This is a genomic window from Pseudomonas sp. CAM1A, from assembly GCF_047501685.1.
GTDB lineage: Bacteria > Pseudomonadota > Gammaproteobacteria > Pseudomonadales > Pseudomonadaceae > Aquipseudomonas.
Window position 1 is genome coordinate 104214 of the sequence record NZ_JBFNXP010000009.1, and the last position, 16687, is coordinate 120900.

The 16687-nt window shown below is 67.0% G+C and carries 18 protein-coding genes; 6 read left to right on the forward strand and 12 right to left on the reverse strand.

Annotation, left to right across the window (positions count from 1 at the left end):
• Window positions 1-9 precede the first annotated feature (9 nt).
• The 3 genes from ABZO33_RS20125 to ABZO33_RS20135 are packed head-to-tail and all read right to left on the reverse strand — an operon-like array spanning window position 10 to window position 5266.
• Window positions 10-2604, reverse strand: coding sequence for a ligase-associated DNA damage response DEXH box helicase (locus ABZO33_RS20125; RefSeq protein ID WP_414537437.1), 2595 nt, complete (start codon window positions 2602-2604; stop codon window positions 10-12).
• Entirely contained in the window at window positions 2601-4256 is a 1656-nt protein-coding gene (locus ABZO33_RS20130; RefSeq protein WP_414537438.1) for an ATP-dependent DNA ligase, read from the reverse strand. The genes ABZO33_RS20125 and ABZO33_RS20130 overlap by 4 nt, the downstream gene beginning before the upstream one ends.
• The gene (locus tag ABZO33_RS20135; protein ID WP_414537439.1) at window positions 4256-5266 is read right to left on the reverse strand and encodes a ligase-associated DNA damage response exonuclease; all 1011 of its coding nucleotides are present in this window, start codon (window positions 5264-5266) and stop codon (window positions 4256-4258) included. Before ABZO33_RS20135 ends, ABZO33_RS20130 begins: the two co-directional genes overlap by 1 nt.
• A gap of 174 nt (window positions 5267-5440) precedes the next feature.
• On the opposite strand from ABZO33_RS20135, the gene ABZO33_RS20140 reads away from it, so the two are divergent.
• The 3 genes from ABZO33_RS20140 to ABZO33_RS20150 are packed head-to-tail and all read left to right on the forward strand — an operon-like array spanning window position 5441 to window position 6341.
• A complete protein-coding gene (locus ABZO33_RS20140; RefSeq protein ID WP_414537440.1) occupies window positions 5441-5905 on the forward strand; it encodes a hemerythrin domain-containing protein in 465 nt (154 codons plus the stop codon).
• 43 nt (window positions 5906-5948) lie between these two features.
• Complete coding sequence (locus ABZO33_RS20145) at window positions 5949-6182, forward strand: PLD nuclease N-terminal domain-containing protein (RefSeq protein WP_414537441.1); 234 nt, start codon at window positions 5949-5951, stop codon at window positions 6180-6182.
• 9 nt (window positions 6183-6191) lie between these two features.
• Window positions 6192-6341, forward strand: coding sequence for a hypothetical protein (locus ABZO33_RS20150; RefSeq protein WP_414537442.1), 150 nt, complete (start codon window positions 6192-6194; stop codon window positions 6339-6341).
• A 15-nt stretch (window positions 6342-6356) separates the two neighbouring features.
• On the opposite strand, the gene ABZO33_RS20155 is transcribed toward ABZO33_RS20150, so the two are convergent.
• Window positions 6357-7187, reverse strand: coding sequence for an alpha/beta fold hydrolase (locus ABZO33_RS20155; RefSeq protein WP_414537443.1), 831 nt, complete (start codon window positions 7185-7187; stop codon window positions 6357-6359).
• A 117-nt stretch (window positions 7188-7304) separates the two neighbouring features.
• Here ABZO33_RS20155 and ABZO33_RS20160 point away from each other — a divergent pair, with 117 nt between their 5' ends.
• On the forward strand, window positions 7305-7730 hold the full coding sequence (locus tag ABZO33_RS20160) for a MerR family transcriptional regulator (protein WP_414537444.1): 426 nt from the start codon (window positions 7305-7307) through the stop codon (window positions 7728-7730).
• A 42-nt stretch (window positions 7731-7772) separates the two neighbouring features.
• On the opposite strand, the gene ABZO33_RS20165 is transcribed toward ABZO33_RS20160, so the two are convergent.
• Window positions 7773-8726: an acetoacetate decarboxylase (ADC) gene (locus ABZO33_RS20165; RefSeq protein ID WP_414537601.1), complete on the reverse strand. Its 954-nt coding sequence runs from the start codon at window positions 8724-8726 to the stop codon at window positions 7773-7775.
• A 206-nt stretch (window positions 8727-8932) separates the two neighbouring features.
• On the opposite strand from ABZO33_RS20165, the gene ABZO33_RS20170 reads away from it, so the two are divergent.
• On the forward strand, window positions 8933-10159 hold the full coding sequence (locus tag ABZO33_RS20170; RefSeq protein WP_414537445.1) for an NADH:flavin oxidoreductase/NADH oxidase family protein: 1227 nt from the start codon (window positions 8933-8935) through the stop codon (window positions 10157-10159).
• 46 nt (window positions 10160-10205) lie between these two features.
• Window positions 10206-10619, forward strand: coding sequence for an alternative ribosome rescue aminoacyl-tRNA hydrolase ArfB (arfB, locus tag ABZO33_RS20175; RefSeq protein WP_414537446.1), 414 nt, complete (start codon window positions 10206-10208; stop codon window positions 10617-10619).
• Window positions 10620-10625: 6 nt separating this feature from the next.
• Here the strand turns inward: arfB and ABZO33_RS20180 are convergent, their stop codons facing one another.
• The 7 genes from ABZO33_RS20180 to ABZO33_RS20210 all read right to left on the reverse strand — a co-directional run bounded on the left by ABZO33_RS20180 (window position 10626) and on the right by ABZO33_RS20210 (window position 16650).
• Window positions 10626-11531 carry a MurR/RpiR family transcriptional regulator gene (locus ABZO33_RS20180; RefSeq protein WP_414537447.1) on the reverse strand — a complete coding sequence of 302 codons (906 nt, stop codon included), beginning with the start codon at window positions 11529-11531 and terminating at the stop codon, window positions 10626-10628.
• 66 nt (window positions 11532-11597) lie between these two features.
• The gene (locus ABZO33_RS20185) at window positions 11598-12362 is read right to left on the reverse strand and encodes an ABC transporter ATP-binding protein (RefSeq protein ID WP_414537448.1); all 765 of its coding nucleotides are present in this window, start codon (window positions 12360-12362) and stop codon (window positions 11598-11600) included.
• Between the two features lie 19 nt (window positions 12363-12381).
• Window positions 12382-13494, reverse strand: a complete 1113-nt coding sequence (locus tag ABZO33_RS20190) for a succinylglutamate desuccinylase/aspartoacylase family protein (protein WP_414537449.1) — start codon at window positions 13492-13494, stop codon at window positions 12382-12384.
• 10 nt (window positions 13495-13504) lie between these two features.
• Window positions 13505-14203: an ABC transporter permease gene (locus ABZO33_RS20195; RefSeq protein WP_038706090.1), complete on the reverse strand. Its 699-nt coding sequence runs from the start codon at window positions 14201-14203 to the stop codon at window positions 13505-13507.
• Between the two features lie 12 nt (window positions 14204-14215).
• Entirely contained in the window at window positions 14216-14905 is a 690-nt protein-coding gene (locus tag ABZO33_RS20200; protein WP_094012169.1) for an ABC transporter permease, read from the reverse strand.
• Window positions 14906-14929: 24 nt separating this feature from the next.
• The gene (locus ABZO33_RS20205; protein WP_414537450.1) at window positions 14930-15706 is read right to left on the reverse strand and encodes an ABC transporter substrate-binding protein; all 777 of its coding nucleotides are present in this window, start codon (window positions 15704-15706) and stop codon (window positions 14930-14932) included.
• 164 nt (window positions 15707-15870) lie between these two features.
• A complete protein-coding gene (locus ABZO33_RS20210; RefSeq protein WP_414537452.1) occupies window positions 15871-16650 on the reverse strand; it encodes an NAD(P)H-dependent oxidoreductase in 780 nt (259 codons plus the stop codon).
• Between the last annotated feature and the right edge of the window lie 37 nt (window positions 16651-16687).

Below are 16687 nucleotides of genomic sequence, written 5' to 3' on the forward strand. Positions count from 1 at the left end.
CCTGCATGGTCACGGCCGCTGCCGCGCCGGGCGCGGCAGCCCGTCCTTGGTACGCCGCGTTCGGCGCGCGCTGCCCGGCTCGCGGTTGTCGTCCTCGACCCACACCGTTGTCACAGGCGCGTCGCCGCCGCCTGGCCCTGCGGCCTGTTCCAGGTCGGCGAGCATGCGCCGGATCCGGTCGGCGAGTTTCTCCGAGCTGAGGCTTTCGCGAAAGCGCTCCACCAGCAGGGGGAAGGCAAACGGCGTGGCGCGCCTGATCACGCGCACGTCCAGGCGCAACGCCTGCAGGCGTTGCAAGGTCTGGCGCAGGCGCTGCACGTCGAGCTCCTGGCTCAGCACCTCCTGGCGCGCCTGCGTGAGCAGCAGGTTGTCAGGGTCGTGCTGCTGGAACACGTCGAAATACAGCCCGCTGGAGGCCTGCAATTGGCGTGTGCTCTTGGGCACGCCGGGATAGCCGGTGAACACCAGCCCGGCGATCCGGGCGATCTCGCGAAAGCGCCGCCGCGCCAGCTCGCCGGCATTAAGGCTGGCGAGCACCTCGGGCAACAGCTCGTCGCTGTCGAACAGGGCTGGGGTGAGGGCGCCGGGGTAGTCGACCGGGCTCGCACAGAGCAGCTCCAGGCCATAGTCGTTGACCGCGATGGAGAAGCTGCGCGGCGTCTCCCGCGCCAGGCGCCAGGCCAGCAGGCTGGCGAGGCCCAGGTGCACCGAGCGACCGGCGAAGGGATAGAGGAACAGGTGCCAGCCTTCACGGGACTTCAGCGTCTCGGCCAGCAATGTGCATTTGCCGGGCAGCGCCGACCAGGCTTGCTGCACGCTCAGCAGCGGGCGCAACAGGCGCATCTCCGGGCTGTGGTAGTGGCCCTGGTCCGCGGCATCCAGCTGCTCCAGCAGCGCCTCGGCGAGTTCGCCGCTGAGCGGCATGCGCCCGCCGTTCCAGCGCGGGATGGCGGCCTTGCGGCCACTGGCGCGGCGCACGTAGACGCACATCTCGCGCACTTCCACCAGCTCCAGGGTGCGGCCGCCGAACAGGAAATGGTCGCCCGGGCGCAGGCGGGCGATGAAGCCTTCCTCGACGCTGCCCAGCGAACCGCTGCCGCCACGGCCCCAGAACTTCACGGTGAGGCTGGCATCGCTGACGATGGTGCCGATGCTCATACGGTGACGCCGTGCCAGGCGTGCGTCGGGCACCCGCCAGCGGCCTTCGGCATCCGGCTCGGCGCGGCGGAAATCGGGGTAGGCCGTGAGCGAGAGACCGCCGTGGCGGATGAACGCCAGGGCCCATTGCCATTGGCCGTCGGACAGGTCGCGGTACGACCAGGCGCTGCGCACCTCGGCGAGCATGTCCTGGGCATCAAAGCCATCGCCGAGGGCCATGCTCACCAGGTGCTGGACCAGTACATCCAGCGGCCGCTCGGGCGCCTGGCGCGCCTCGACCTTGCCTTCGGCCACCGCCGTGCGCACGGCGGCAGCCTCCAGCAGCTCCAGGCTATGGGTCGGCACCAGCGTTGCCCGCGAGGGGCGGCCCGGCGCATGGCCGGAGCGCCCGGCGCGTTGCATCAGGCGGGCGACCCCCTTGGCCGAACCGATCTGCAGCACCCGCTCCACGGGCAGGAAGTCCACGCCCAGGTCCAAGCTGGAGGTGCACACCACCGCTTTCAACTGGCCTTTCTTCAAGGCCAGTTCCACCCAGTCGCGCACCTCGCGGGACAGCGAGCCGTGGTGCAATGCCAGCAGCCCAGCCCAGTCGGGCCGCGCCTCGAGCAGCGCCTGGTACCAGGTTTCCGCCTGCGAGCGGGTGTTGGTGAACACCAGCGTGGCAGGGCTGCCCTCCAGCTGCTCGACGACCTGCCCGAGCATGCGCAGCCCCAGATGGCCGGCCCAGGGGAAGCGCTCGAGGGTGGCCGGCAGCAAGGTGTCGATACGCAGGTCCTTGGCGTCGTGCCCCTGTACCAGGCGGCCCGCCGGCATCAGCACTTGCCGGGCATGGTCCAGGTTGCCCAGCGTGGCCGAAAGCGCCCAGACCAGCAGCGACGGCTGCCAGCGGCGCAGGCGGGCGAGGGCCAGTTGCAACTGCACGCCCCGTTTGTTGCCGAGCAACTCGTGCCATTCATCCACCACCAGCATGCGCAGGCCGGCGAATGCCTCGCGCGCATTGGCCTGGGTCAGCAGCAGGGTCAGGCTTTCCGGCGTGGTCACCAGAGCGCTGGGCAGGCGCCGCGCCTGGCGGGCGCGCTCGGCGCTGCCGGTGTCGCCGGTACGCAGGCCGATGCTCCAGCCGATTCCCAGGTCATCCAGGGGCGCCTGCAATGCCCTGGCCGTGTCGGCGGCCAGGGCGCGCATGGGGGTGATCCACAGCACGGTCAGCGGCGCCATGGCAGGCTTGCCGAGACGTGCGGGCGTGGGCAGGGGGGCACACTGCCCGGCGAAGCTATCCAGCGCGGCGAACCACACGGCGTAGGTCTTGCCGGCGCCGGTGGCGGCGTGCAGCAGCCCCGATTCGCCATCGGCCACGGCTTGCCAGACGGCCTTCTGGAAGGTGAACGGCTTCCAGCCGCGCTCGGCGAACCAGCGGCTGGAAGGCTGGCGGCGCTTGACCGTCATAGCAGCCCCTGCAAGGTGGCCAGCGTGTCGGCCTGCTCGATGGTCTTGTCGGTGCGCCAGCGCAGCATGCGTGGAAAGCGCACCGCGATGCCGCTCTTGTGGCGCTTGGACAGGGCGATGCCTTCGAAGCCCAGTTCGAACACCAGGGTCGGGGTGACGCTGCGTACCGGGCCGAACTTGTCCACCGTGGTTCTGCGCACGATGGCGTCGACCTTGCGCATCTCTTCGTCGGTGAGGCCAGAGTAGGCCTTGGCGAAGGGCACCAGCACCCGCTCGCCCGGCGCGCTGTCGTCCCACACCGCGAAGGTGTAGTCGCTGTACAGGCTGGCGCGCCGACCATGGCCGCGCTGGGCATAGATCAACACCGCGTCGATGCTGAACGGGTCGATCTTCCATTTCCACCACAGGCCCAGGTCACGGGTACGGCCCACGCCGTACAGCGAGTCACGGCGCTTGAGCATCATGCCCTCGACACCCAGCTGGCGCGAGGCCTCGCGCTGGCGGGCGAGCGCCTGCCAGTCGTCACCGGTCACGCGCGGCGACTGGCGCAGGTGCGTATCGCCGATGCTATCGACCAGCGCCTCGAGCTGTTCCCGACGCTGGTCCTGGCTGCGGCTGCGCCAGTCTTCGCCTTGCCACTCAAGCAGGTCGTAGGCCAGCAGCGCCGCCGGCAACTCGTCCAGCAGCTTCTTGCCCAAGGTCTTGCGCCCGATGCGTTGTTGCAGCAGGGCGAACGGCTGCACGCCGAACGCCTGGTCGTCGCCGTCGGGTGGCGCCTTCCAGATCACCAGTTCGCCATCGAGCACGGTGCCGTCGGGCAGCACGGTGGCAAGTTGCGCAAGCTCGGGGAAGCGCTCGGTGATAAGCTCCTCGCCCCGCGACCACAGCCAGGCACGCCCATCGCGTTTCACCAGCTGGACGCGGATGCCGTCCCATTTCCATTCCACCAGCCACTCCTGGGGCGGACCGAGCACCGCGTCGAAGCGCTCGAGCGGCTCCTGCAGCGGGTGCGCCAGGAAAAACGGGTAGGGCTGGCCGCCGCGCTGGGCATGTTCCTCGGCCGACTCCGGGGCGATCAACCCCAGGTAGCGCTGGGGCGTCGGCTGGTGCGCAAGGTCGGTGTAGCCGACCATGCGCTGCGCCACGCGCTTGGCGTCGACCCCGGCCAACGCGGCCAGGGCGCGGGTCACCAGCAGCTTCGAGACACCGACGCGAAAACCGCCGGTGAGCAGCTTGAGGCTGACCATCAGGCTTTGCCGGTCGAGCCGCGTCCACAGCGCCTGCAGGCGCGGCGCGAGTTCCTCGGGGGGCAGGCCGCGCAACGGCAGCATTTGCTCAAGCCACCACTGCAAACTTTCATCCGCGACCTGGGTCGACTCTGGCAGCAACAGCGAAAGGGTTTCGGCGAAATCGCCGACGGCCTGGTAGCTCTCCTCGAACAGCCACTCGGGCAGGCCGCACAGGCGGATCGCCAGGTCGCGCAGCACGCGGGTCGGCACCACCTGGCGTGGGCGCCCGCCAGCGAGGAAGTACACCGCCCAGGCGGCATCGGCAGGCGGCGCGGCGGCCAAGTAGTCCTGCAGCGCAGCGAGCTTGGCCTTGCTCGAGGTGGTGGCATCGAGCCGGGCGTAGAGTTCGGCGAAGGCTCTCATCAGGCGCTCGGCTCCAGGCTGTCATCTTCCTCGCCGTACTCGGTCTGGAAGGCTCGGGCATCCAGGCCGCGCTCGGTCAGGTAGCGAACCAGCACATTGACCTGACCGTGAGTGACCATCACCCGCTCGGCGCCGCTCTGCTCGATGGCCCAGAGCAGGCCGGGCCAGTCGGCGTGGTCGGAGAGCACGAAGCCGCGATCGACGCCGCGCCTGCGGCGGGCCCCGCGCAATAGCATCCAGCCGCTGGCGAAGGCGTCGCTGTAGTCGCCGAAGCGGCGCATCCAGGTGCTGCCCCCCGCCGACGGCGGGGCGAGGACCAGCGCCTGGCGCAGCAATGGATCGCCCTTGGCGGTCGCCGTGGCGGGCAGGGTTTCGGGCAGGCGCACACCGGCGGCGCGGTAGACCTGGTTCAGCGGCTCCACCGCGCCATGCACAAGCAGCGGGCCAATACCGGCATCGATGCCGTGGAGGATCCGCTGGGCCTTGCCGAAGGCGTAGGCGAACAGCACGCTGGTGCGCCCGGCGGCGGCATTGGCGCGCCACCAGGCATCGATGTCGGCGAAAATGCAGGCCTGGGTTTGCCAACGGTAGATCGGCAGGCCAAAGGTCGATTCGCTGATGAAGGTGTGACAGCGCACCGGTTCGAAGGCATCGCAGGTGCCGTCCGGCTCGACCTTGTAGTCGCCGGAGGCGACCCACACCTCGCCGCGGTATGCCAGGCGCACCTGGGCCGAGCCGAGCACATGGCCGGCGGGGTGAAAGCTCAGGGTCACGCCGTGGTGCTCCAGCGGCGTGCCGTAGGGCAGGGTCTGCAGGTCGATGTCCTCGCCCAGGCGCGCCCGCAGTATCCCGGCGCCGGGCGCCGCGGCAAGGTAGTGGCGATTGCCGCGCCGGGCATGGTCGCCATGGGCGTGGGTGATCACCGCCCGGTCGACCGGCCGCCAGGGGTCGATGTAGAAATCACCGGGTGGGCAGTACAGCCCTTCGGGACGCGCGACGATCAGCTCCATGGCTCACCTTGGCCTGGGGGTTAACAGCTCAGAGCCTCGGCAGGTGCATCAGGTTCATAGTTCGTTGCAGGCAATGCACGGGCCGCCACCGTTCATCGTCTCTGTCGAACGCCCCGGGCATGCGTGGCTCAACCGGAAGCAATGTTCATTCTCGATAACCGGACGAGGCCTGCCATGAATGCCATCGAATTGCTGGTGCAAGACCACAAGAACGTGAAGAAACTGCTCGACGAGCTGGCGGCCACCACCGAGCGTGCGGTGAAGAAACGTGGCGAGCTGCTGGCGCGCATCGAGCAGGAGTTGAAGATCCACACCGAGCTCGAGGAGCGCATCCTTTACCCGGCCATCAAGCAGGCCGGTGGCAGGGAGGAGGAAAAGATGTACCACGAGGCCAAGGAGGAGCACCGCACGGTCGACTCGCTGGTGCTGCCCGACCTGCTCGGCACTGCCACCGACACCGTCGAGTTCGCCGGGCGGGTCAAGGTGATGAAGGAGCTGCTTGAGCACCATATCGAGGAAGAAGAGGGCGAGCTGTTCCCGACCGCCAGGAAACTGCTCGGCAAGCAGGCGCTGGAAGATATGGGGCAGGCGATGCAGGCACAGAAGAAACTGCTTGGCACCGGGCAGTCCGCGGCGTGACGTGCCAGGATCTCGGGCAGGCGCCTGAAGAGGAGGGCGAGTCATGAGTGACCCCGTGACGTATTTCTGGATCGCCGTGGTGGCGATTCTCCTGCTGGTCGACCTGTGGGCGATCGTCAGCGTGTTTCGCAGCGACAAGTCCGATGGTGTGAAGGTCTTGTGGTCGCTGCTGCTGGTGGTGTTCCCCGTGGTCGGGCTGGCCATCTGGGGTGTTGCCGGGCCGCGAGGCATCAAGCGTGGCACCGGGCCCACTTCGCCGGAACACAGCAAAGGCTAGGAGATGTGTATGAAACAGCAGCCAGATCGTCGCCAGCCGCGCCCAGCGGGCGAGGCCGAGCGCGACAACGATGCCCATCGGCCCGAGGGCTCCAGCGGTACGCAACATGACTCGACCGCGCAGAAAGCTGCGCGCGGCAAGGGGCGGCGCCAAGGATGACGCCGCCCGGGCCTGTCAGCTACGGAAGAACGCCAGCAGGTCCTGGTTGATCACGTCGGCATGGGTGGTGGGCATGCCATGGGGGTAGCCCTTGTAGGTCTTCAGGGTGCCCTTGGCCAGCAACTTGGCTGACAGTGGCCCCGAATTGTCGTAGGGCACGATCTGGTCGTCGTCGCCATGCATCACCAGCACCGGCACCGTCACCTTTTTCAGCGATTCGGTGAAGTCGGTCTGGGAGAACGCGACAATGCCGTCGTAGTGCGCCTGGGCGCCGCCCATCATGCCCTGGCGCCACCAGTTGAGGATCACCCCCTGGTCCGCCTTGGCCCCGGGACGGTTGTAGCCGTAGAACGGCCCCGCCGGGATATCGTGGTAGAACTGCGCGCGGTTGGCCTTGAGCTGGGCCTGGAGGTCGTCGAACACCGACTTGGGCAATCCGCCGGGGTTGCTGGCGGTCTGGACCATCAGCGGCGGAACCGCGGCGATGATGGCTGCCTTGGGCACCTTGTCTTCGGGATGGCGGGCCATGTAGTGGATCACCTCGCCACCGCCGGTGGAGTGGCCGACATGGATCGCGCCCTCGACGCCCAGGTGCTTGACCACGGCGGCGACATCGTCGGCGTAGTGGTCCATGTCGTGGCCATCCCAGACCTGGCTCGAACGGCCATGGCCGCGGCGGTCATGGGCGACCACGCGGTAGCCTTCGGCGACGAAGAACAGCAGCTGGGCATCCCAGTCATCGGCGCTGAGTGGCCAGCCGTGGTGGAAGAAGATCACCTGGGCATTACGTGGTCCCCAATCCTTGTAGAAGATCTCGACACCGTCTTTGCTTGTGACGTATCCCATTTCGCTTCTCCTGTCTCTAGGGGGTGGAGCGGGCAGGCCGGTGAAGGTTCACCTGGCCACCGGACAACACTAGGATTAAAGTGCGCTTCAAGGTCAATGCAATTTCAAAGGTGCCGCATGAGAATAGGGGAGTTGGCCAAACTTACCGGGCTGGCTGCGTCGCGCATCCGCTTCTACGAGGCCAGCGGGCTGATCAGCTCGGTCGAGCGTAAGGCCAATGGCTACCGCGACTACGACGCCGACGCGGTGTGGGTGCTGGAGATGATCACCAACGCCCAGGCTGCCGGGTTCTCGCTGGAGGAGATCCGCCAACTGCTGCCGGCCAAGGCCAAGGGCTGGCAGCACGACGAACTGCTCGGCGGGCTCAGGCGCAAGGTCGAGGAGATCGAGCGCCTGCAGGAGCGCCTGGCGCGCAACAAGGCGCAGTTGCTGCTGGTGATCGAGGGCATCGAGAGCAAGCCCGAAGGCATGCCCTGCGTGGACAACTCGCAGCGGGTGCTGGAGCGGCTGCGTGAGGAAATGGCCCAGCGATCAAAGTTGTAGCTCCCACGCAGCCCGCGTTTCATCAAAGAATCGCGTTTCGCCTCAGTTGCCCGACGCCAGCGCTGCCAGCGGCTGGGGCGCGTACAAGGCACTCTGGAACTCGGGCACATACTCGTACTTGACCATCCGCCCCAGCTGCAGATCGCGCAGGTAACGCGACAGCTCGCCGTCCCCCAGCACCAGTTCCGCCGAATCCCCGCGCATGCTCGAGGCATGCAGGGTCTGGCGCGAGGTGGCGTAACCGTAGGCCAGCTGGCCCTTGTGGTCGAGGTTGGTGAAACTGTTGGTCACCAGGCCCGGCTCATCGGACAGCCCCTCGAGCTTGCTCGCCCTGAAAATCACATCCACCTTGCCGCTCTGCGCATCGCCGATGTCGTAGGTCACCGCCCGCGCATCCTCGCGCCGGTCGATCGCGGTCAGCCACTTCGGCAGGTTGTAGCCCACCACGCCACGCACCCGCGCCAGCTCGGTATTGACGGGCAGCTTGAGCACGTAGCCCCAGAAATCCTTGGCCATCGACTGCCCGACCAGGGAGAAGGGCCCGAGGTTCGCCTTGCCCGGCTTGCTGGTGATGATCGACAGGGCGATCTCGTTGTAGCTGTCGTTGTCGCAGTAGTCGTAGGTGTAGGCGGTGAACGCCACCAGCCCGCGCCCTGGCCACACCTGCAACGGTTGCACCTGCTCGAGCACTTCGGCGGGCATCAGGGCGCGCAGGCGGTCGAGGTCGGCGGTGTAGACAGCGGTGACGCGGCTGTTGCGGTAGTAGAAGTTCGGAGAGTACGACTCGAAACCCATGTCGACCCGGGTCTTCTCCAGGCTCTTGAACCAGCTCAGGTCGATGCCCGGCGCCTCGGCCTGGATCACCGCCAGCGGCGGGTTGGAGCGGTAACGGTCGTACAGCCCGCCCTTGAGCACCGGCACCGGGTGCCCGGCGATGTCGATCTGCGTGGTGGCGGCATGCTCAGGGAGGCCGTTGGCGGCGTGGGTAGCGGGCATCAGCAGGGCGCCGGCCAAGGCGGTTGCGCTTGCGAGTTTCACGGTGCGGTATCTCCAGGGGGGGATGATGTCGGGGGCTGCGTAATCACCCTAACGTTCAACCCAACTTGAGAGTCAATGCTGAATTTTCCTCCGCATCAGGGCTTGACCTTAAAGTTGACTTTAAAGCTAACGTCTGCGGCACGCACTTAGTCGAGGTAACGCCGATGGACGTCTTTTCCCCCCTGACCCTGCCCAATGGCGCGGTCATCCCCAACCGTATCGCCAAGGCTGCCATGGAAGAAAACATGGCCGATGCCGCCCATGCGCCCTCCGACCGGCTGATGCGCTTGTACCGGGCCTGGGCGCAGGGCGGCGCCGGCCTGCTCATCAGCGGCAACGTGATGGTCGACAACCGCGCCATGACCGGTCCCGGCGGCGTGGTGCTGGAGGATGATCGGCACCTGGAGCGTTTTCGCCAATGGGCTGCCATCGGCCGCGCGAAGGGCGCGCAGTTCTGGTTGCAGATCAACCACCCCGGCCGGCAGATGCCCGCGAGCCTCGGGCAGGAAACCTGGGCCCCCTCGGCCGTGGCGTTGGACCTGGGCAGCATGTCCAGGCATTTCTCCACCCCGCGGGCGATGACCCACGAGGTGATCGATGATGTGATCCGGCGCTTCGCCAACACCGCTCGGCTGGCGGAGCAGGCGGGCTTCAGCGGGGTGGAAATCCACGCGGCCCATGGCTACCTGCTCAGCCAGTTCCTTTCGCCCCTGAGCAACCAGCGCACTGACGAGTGGGGTGGCACCTTGGAAAATCGTGCGCGACTGCTGCTGGAGGTGGTCAAGGCGGTGCGTGCAGTGGTGTCGCCCGGCTTCGCCGTGGCCGTCAAGCTCAACTCGGCGGACTTCCAGCGTGGCGGCTTCAGCGCAGACGATGCGCGGCAGGTGGTAGCCCTGCTCAATGAGCTGGCGGTCGACCTGGTGGAGCTGTCCGGTGGCAGCTACGAGGCCCCGGCGATGCAGGGCCAGGCTCGGGATGGCCGCACGCTGGCGCGCGAAGCGTACTTCCTGGAGTTCGCCCGAGACATCCGCACGGTGGCGAAGATGCCGGTGATGGTCACCGGCGGCATCCGCCGCCGACCGGTCGCCGAGCACGTGGTGCAAAGCGGCGTCGAAATGGTCGGCATCGGCACCGCCCTGGCCATCGCACCGGCCTTGCCCCGTGACTGGCAGGCGGGGCAGGAGGCGGTGCCGGAACTGCGCCCGATCACCTGGAAGAACAAGGCGCTGGCCTCGCTGGGCAACATGGCCATGGTCAAGTTCCAGCTGCGCAGGCTGAGCGAAGCCAAGGCGCCCGATCCCCAAGTGGCGCCCTGGTGGGCGCTGCTGCGCCAGCAATGGAGCGACGCCGCCCGTGCCAGGCAGTACCGGCGGCACATGGCGCGGCAGTGAAGGCAAGGAGATGTGATAATGGCCGGGTTATCACCAGAGGCACACCATGCTGACCATCTCCAACAACGTGCACGTGCCGGACGCCGAGATCGAGCTGAGCTATATTCGCGCGCAGGGCGCCGGCGGCCAGAACGTCAACAAGGTTTCCAGCGCCGTGCACCTGCGCTTCGACATCACGGCCTCATCGCTGCCCGCTTTCTACAAGGAGCGGCTGCTGGCATTGCGCGACAGTCGCATCACCGCCGACGGCGTGGTGATCATCAAGGCCCAGCAGTACCGCACCCAGGAACAGAACCGTGCGGACGCCCTGGCGCGCCTGGCCGAGTTGATCATCAGCGCCGCCAAGGTCGAGAAGAAGCGCCGGCCGACCAAGCCGACTCTTGGCTCGAAGACCCGGCGCCTCGACACGAAATCCAGGCGCGGCTCGATCAAAGCGGGGCGCGGCAAGGTGGACTTCTAGGCCCAATTACGGCTTCAGCGTCTTGCCACCTGGCACATGCAGATACGACATCACGCTTTCAGTCAGCTCCGTGGCCAGTTTCACCGCCTCCTTGTTGCGCGCCATGACGCCGGCCACCAGCCCTTCGATCAACGCGAGCACGGCCATGTTGGAGCTGGTCAGCACCGGATGATCGGCGGGCGCGTACAGCACATGGTGGGCCATGGGCGCCAGCGGCGAGGCGGGTGAGTCGGTGATCGCCAGTACCGTGGCGTTGCGTTCCTGGGCGAAACGCGACAGTTGCAGGGTGTCCTGCGAATAGCGTGGCAGGGCGATGGCCAGCAGCACGTCCTGCTCGGTGATCGCTGCCAGGCGGTAGGCGGCATTCTCGTTGCCACCTTCCATGCTGATGGCACAGGTGTCCTTGCAGAACGGCACCAGGGTCGAGGCGGCCAGCCCGGCCAGGTACACGCTGTTGCCGAAGCCCAGTACATAGACCTTGCGCGCCTCGAGCAGGCAGCCGACGAACGCCTCGAAGGTGTCGGCCTGGTTGTTGCTGGCGGTGGTCGCCAGGTTGCTGGTGGCGCTCTGGATCTGTTCGTGCAGGCCAAAGTCGCCGGCTGGGCGCAGGGCAAGTTCGTTACGCAGCTTGTCAACCGGCGAGACCATCTGTTGCAGGGTGCTCACCAGCTCGGCCTTCAGGCCGCTGTAGCCGCCCAGGTCCAGGGCCTTGGCCAGGCGATTGACCGCCGCCGGCGAGGTCGCGGTGGCCTGGGCCATGTCCTCGATGGTCAGGGTCGCGGCCTTCAGCGGGTGGCGCAGGATGTATTCGGCGACCTTGCGCAACGACGGTGGCAGTTCGGCCAGGCTCTCCGACAGCTTGCGCATGACCGGCGCGGCGTAGACGGTGGTGTTCTTGGTATGGCTCGACATCCGGCGCGAAGCTCCCTGTGAATTGCCGGTAGTGTATCCGAAGGCGCTCCACGGAGCGCCTCGGGGTTACTTCAGGCTGCCGGCGAGGAACTGGCGCAGGCGCTCGGACTGCGGCCGCGCCAGCACCTCGCGTGGGTCGCCGCGTTCCTCGGCCAAGCCCTGGTGGAGGAACAGCAGTTGGTTGGACACCTCGCGGGCAAAGCCCATTTCGTGAGTGACCACGACCATGGTCCGGCCCTCCTGGGCCAGGTCCTGCATGACCTTGAGCACATCGCCGACCAGTTCCGGATCGAGCGCCGAAGTCGGTTCGTCGAACAGCATCACCTCGGGCTCCATGGCCAGCGCCCGGGCAATGGCCACCCGTTGCTGCTCGCCTCCGGACATGTGCGCCGGGTAGGCGTCGCGGCGATGGCTGACACCGACCTTGGCCAGGTAGTGCTCGGCTTTCTCGCGGGCCTCCTTGCGGTTCATGCTGAGCACGTGCACCGGGGCTTCCATGACGTTGTCCAGGGCGCTCATGTGCGCCCACAGGTTGAAGTGCTGGAAGACCATGCTCAACCGTGCGCGCAGGCGCTGCAACTGGCGTGGGTCCGCCGCGCGCAGCCCACCGCGGGGGCATTCGCGCAGCTTGAGCTGTTCGCCGTTGACCAGGATCTGCCCGGCGTTGGGCTGCTCGAGCAGGTTGATGCAGCGCAGGAAGGTGCTCTTGCCCGAGCCGCTGGAGCCGATGATGCTGATCACGTCGCCGGCATCGGCCTGCAACGAAACGCCCTTGAGCACCTGGTGGTTGCCGTAGCTTTTGTGCAGGTCGTGGATGTGCAATTTGTTCATCAGACGGTACTCGCAGGGTTCAGTCGCTGAGCAGGCGACCTTGGCGGATGGAGGTGTTGCCGGCGACCTTGGCCAGCCACAGGCCGGGCTGGGCGAAGCGCAGGCGTTCACGGGCGTAGAGGATGCCGTCGGTGGTGGCCCTGACCACGCTGTGGCGGTCGCTGAGCGGGTCGAGCACTTCGAACAGCGGATCGCCCACACGTACCTGCGCGCCCAGCGGTTGCAGGTAGCTGACCACGCCTGGGTGCTCGGCGTAGGCGTATTGCGCGCCAGCGAAGGGCGTGGGTTGGCAGCAGTGTTCCGGGGCGGCCGGCCACGGGCCGCGGATCATGCCCTGGTCGGCGAGGTAGCCGAGGATCTGCTCGGCGCTGGCCTGGCACTGCTCGCGCTCGGTGTCGGCCATGCCGCGCAACTCGATGGTGGTCGCCACGCAGGCCAGAGGGATCTCGGCCTCAGGGAAGTACTCGCGCAGGTGCAGCCAGGGCGCGGCGCAGGCTTCGTCGAAGGCATCGCCACCGGCGCCTTCGGCCAGCAGCGCCGCTTGCGCGCCAAGGCGAGCCGCCAGCGGACGCAACTGCGCCCAGTGCTGCGGCATGGCGTACAGCAGCATCACCGACTCGAAATCGCAGTGCAGGTCGAGCACCAGGTCGGCGTCGCAGGCGTGGCGCAGCAGCAGGCGGCGCAGGCCATCGAGCTCCGAGTCGGGCGCGGGCAGTTCGTCAAGGAGTTCGAGCATGGCCTGGCGGATGGTCGTGACGTTAGCCTGGCCATCGCCGCCCAGGCGGCCTTCCAGATGCGCGGCCAGCGCTTCGGTCAGCGCCGGGAAATCGCGATTGAAATTCTTGCCGCTGTTGAACTCGAAGCGGCCCTGGTGGGTGGCCTGGAACATCTGGCCGATACCGATCGGGTTGGCCAGGGGCACCAGTTCGATTACCGCGTCCAGCCGGCCCTGCGCCTCGAGCTCCAGCAACCTGCGCTTGAGCTCGATGGCCACGCGCATTCCGGGCAGTTCATCGGCGTGCAGCGAAGCCTGGATATAGGCCTTGCGCGGGCCGCTGCCAAAGCGCAGCACGCGCAGCGAACGCTCGGTGCCGCAGGCGCTCCAGGGCAGGGTATGGTCAATGTGCTGCATGTAAAGCTCCTTAGTGCTTGCGCGGGGCCAGGTAGGCCAGCCAGTGGCGCTCGGCCAGCTTGAACAGGCGCACCAGCATGAACGTCAGGGCCAGGTAGATCAGCCCGGCGGTGATGAAGGCCTCGAAAGGCAGGTAGTAGCGTGCGTTGAAGGTCTTCGCCGCGCCGGTGATGTCCACCAGGGTGACGATCGAGGCCAGGCTGGTGGTCTGCAGCATCATCAGCACCTCGTTGCTGTACTGCGGCAGGGCACGGCGCAAGGCCGAAGGCAGCAGGATGCGCCGGTACAGCGTCAGGCGTGACATGCCCATGGCACGGGCGGCCTCGACCTCGCCCCGGGGCGTCGAGCGCAGGCTCCCGGCCAGCAGCTCGGCGCTGTAGGCGCTGGTGTTGATGGCGAAGGCCAGGCAGGTGCAGAACGTCGCGCTGGACAGATACGGCCACAGCGGGCTCTGGCGCACGGCCTCGAACTGGGCCAGGCCGTAGTACACCAGGAACAGCTGCACCAGCATCGGCGTGCCGCGGATCACGTAGGTGTAGAGCCAGGCGGGGTAGCGCAGCAGGCAGGTGCGCGAGACACGCATCAGCGCCAGCGGGATCGCCAGCGCCAGGCCGCAGGCCAGCGAAATCAGCAGTACCTTGAGGGTCAGGGCAACGCCGTTCAGGTACAGCGGCAGGTTCTGCCAGATCAGTTGATAGTCGAGCGTCATCGGGCAGCTCCCCTAGAGTTCGGCGGCTTTGAAGCCGACCGAGTAACGTTGTTCCACGCCGCGCAACAGCAGCAGTGACACGCTGGTCAGCAGCAGGTACAGCGCGGCCACGGCGAGGAAGAAGGTGAACGGCTGGTGGGTGGCGTCGGCGGCGTTCTTGGCCTTGAACATCATGTCCTGCAGGCCGATCACCGAGATCAGCGCGGTGGACTTGGTCAGCACCAGCCAGTTGTTGGTAAAGCCCGGCAACGCCAGGCGCACCATCTGCGGCAGGCTGATCCGCCAGAACACTTGCAGGCCGCTCATGCCGTAGGCGGCGCCAGCCTCGGCCTGGCCCTTGGGGATCGCCAGGAAGGCGCCGCGAAAGGTCTCCGAGAGGTAGGCACCGAAGATGAAGCCCATGGTGCACACCCCGGCAACGAACGGATTGATGTCGATGTACTGTTGGTAGCCCAGCGCCAGTGCCAGGCGATTGACCAGGTCCTGGCCGCCATAGAACACCAGCAGGATCAGCACCAGGTCGGGGATGCCGCGAACCACCGTGGCATAGACCTCGCCCAGTGCCGCCAGCCATCGCAACGGTGACAAGCGGCAGGCCGCGCCGAACAGGCCCAGGCCGATGGCCAATGCCATCGCCAGCAGTGCCAGGCTGACGCTCAGCCACGCGCCATCGAGAATGCTCGATCCATAGCCATGAAGCATGATGAAAACCCTCGTCGGCCGGCGTTACTGGCCGTAGATGTCGAACGGGAAGTACTTGCGCTGCACCTGCTGGTAGGTGCCATTGGCGCGGATCGCGGCGATGGCGGCGTTGAGCCGCGCGAGGTTGGCGCTGTCGCCCTTGCGCACGGCAATCCCGGCGCCGCGGCCGAAATAGTGCGGGTCGCGGATGTCCGGGCCGACCAGGGCGAAACCTTGGCCCGCCGGGGTCTTGATGAAGCTCTCCTCGGTGTTGACGATATCGGCGAGGGTGGCGTCCAGGCGCCCGGACACCAGGTCGAGGAAGGCTTCGTTCTGCGAGGCGTAGCGCACGATCTCGACGCCCGCAGGTTCCAGTTGTTCGGTGGCGAAGCGGTCGTAGGTGGACGACCGCTGTACCCCGACCTTGCGGCCCTTGAGGTCCACCGCCGGGGTGTCGAGCCGGCTGCCGGCCTTCATCGCGAACTTGCCGGGGGTCTGGTAGTACTTGTCGGTGAAGTCGACCGACTTCAAGCGATCCTCGGTGATCGACATCGATGACAGCACGGCGTCTATCTTGCGCACCTTCAGCGACGGGATCATGCCGTCGAACTCCTGGATCACCCACTGGCACTTGACCTGCATCTGCGCGCACAGCGCGTTGCCGATGTCGTAGTCGAAGCCGGCGAGCTCGCCTTCTGGGGTGCGATAGGAGAAGGGCGGGTAGGCGGCCTCGATGCCGATGCGCAGGCTGGCGTCGTCGGCCTGGGCGAAGGCGCTGCAGGCACAGAGTGCCAGCGCGCCGAGAAGTCCTGTCTTGTTCATGTTCTTGACTCCGGTGGGTGGGGCGTATCGTCCAGGGCCTTGCTTGGGAAGCGCCTGGGCACGGAGAAGAACATGACATGAAATATTTCATTAATCAATACGGTGAAAATAAATGTATCAGCGTGGTGGTCGATGGTGTCCGCCGACAGGGTTGTGGCGGACACCTAGTCGGCAACATGCACACCCAATCCGTCCCGACCAGGCGCAAGCTCTGGCCGCAGGGTCAACGCCGGAATCGCATAATCCCCGCCGTTCTGCTGCCGGAACGGGATGGGCGCATCACTCCACAAGCCATCGAGCCGCTGGCCCAGTGCCCCACAGGCTGCCGCGAAGCCCGCGTCGTCGACCCGGCTGGTGCGATACACCGCGAACGGTGGCAGCACCTCGAACCCCGGGTAGAACAGGATGCCGTGCTGGATGGGAAACAGGATGTCGTCGAGCGGGCCGTTGATGCCGCGCTCGCTGTAATGCGAGGCCCAACCGCCCATGCTGACCATCAGCATGGCGCGCTTGCCCGCCATCCGGCCCTCGCCGTAGCGATCTCCCCAGTGCCGGTCGGAGTGCTCGCCGACACCGTAGGCGAAGCCATAGGCGTACACACGCTCGACCCAGCCCTTGAGGATCGCCGGCAAGCCGAACCACCACAGCGGAAACTGCAGGATCACTGCGTCGGCCCACTGCAGCTTGGCCTGCTCGGCGACGATGTCGGCCGCCTGGGTGCCATCGGCGAACGCCCGGCGCGAGGCGTCGGAGGGGCTGAAACGCTCACCGGCGGGGTGTTCGACGCTGTCGTCGGCGTCCAGCACGGCCTTGAACTTCATGGCATAGAGGTCCGAGACCTGGACATGGTGCCCCTGGCCTTCGAGGTGGCGGACGGCGAAGTCCTTGAGGGCGGCATTGAGCGAGCGGGGTTCGGGATGGGCGTAGACGATCAGGATGTTCATGGTCGGGCTCCGGTAGGGGATGGTCAAAGCATGCGGA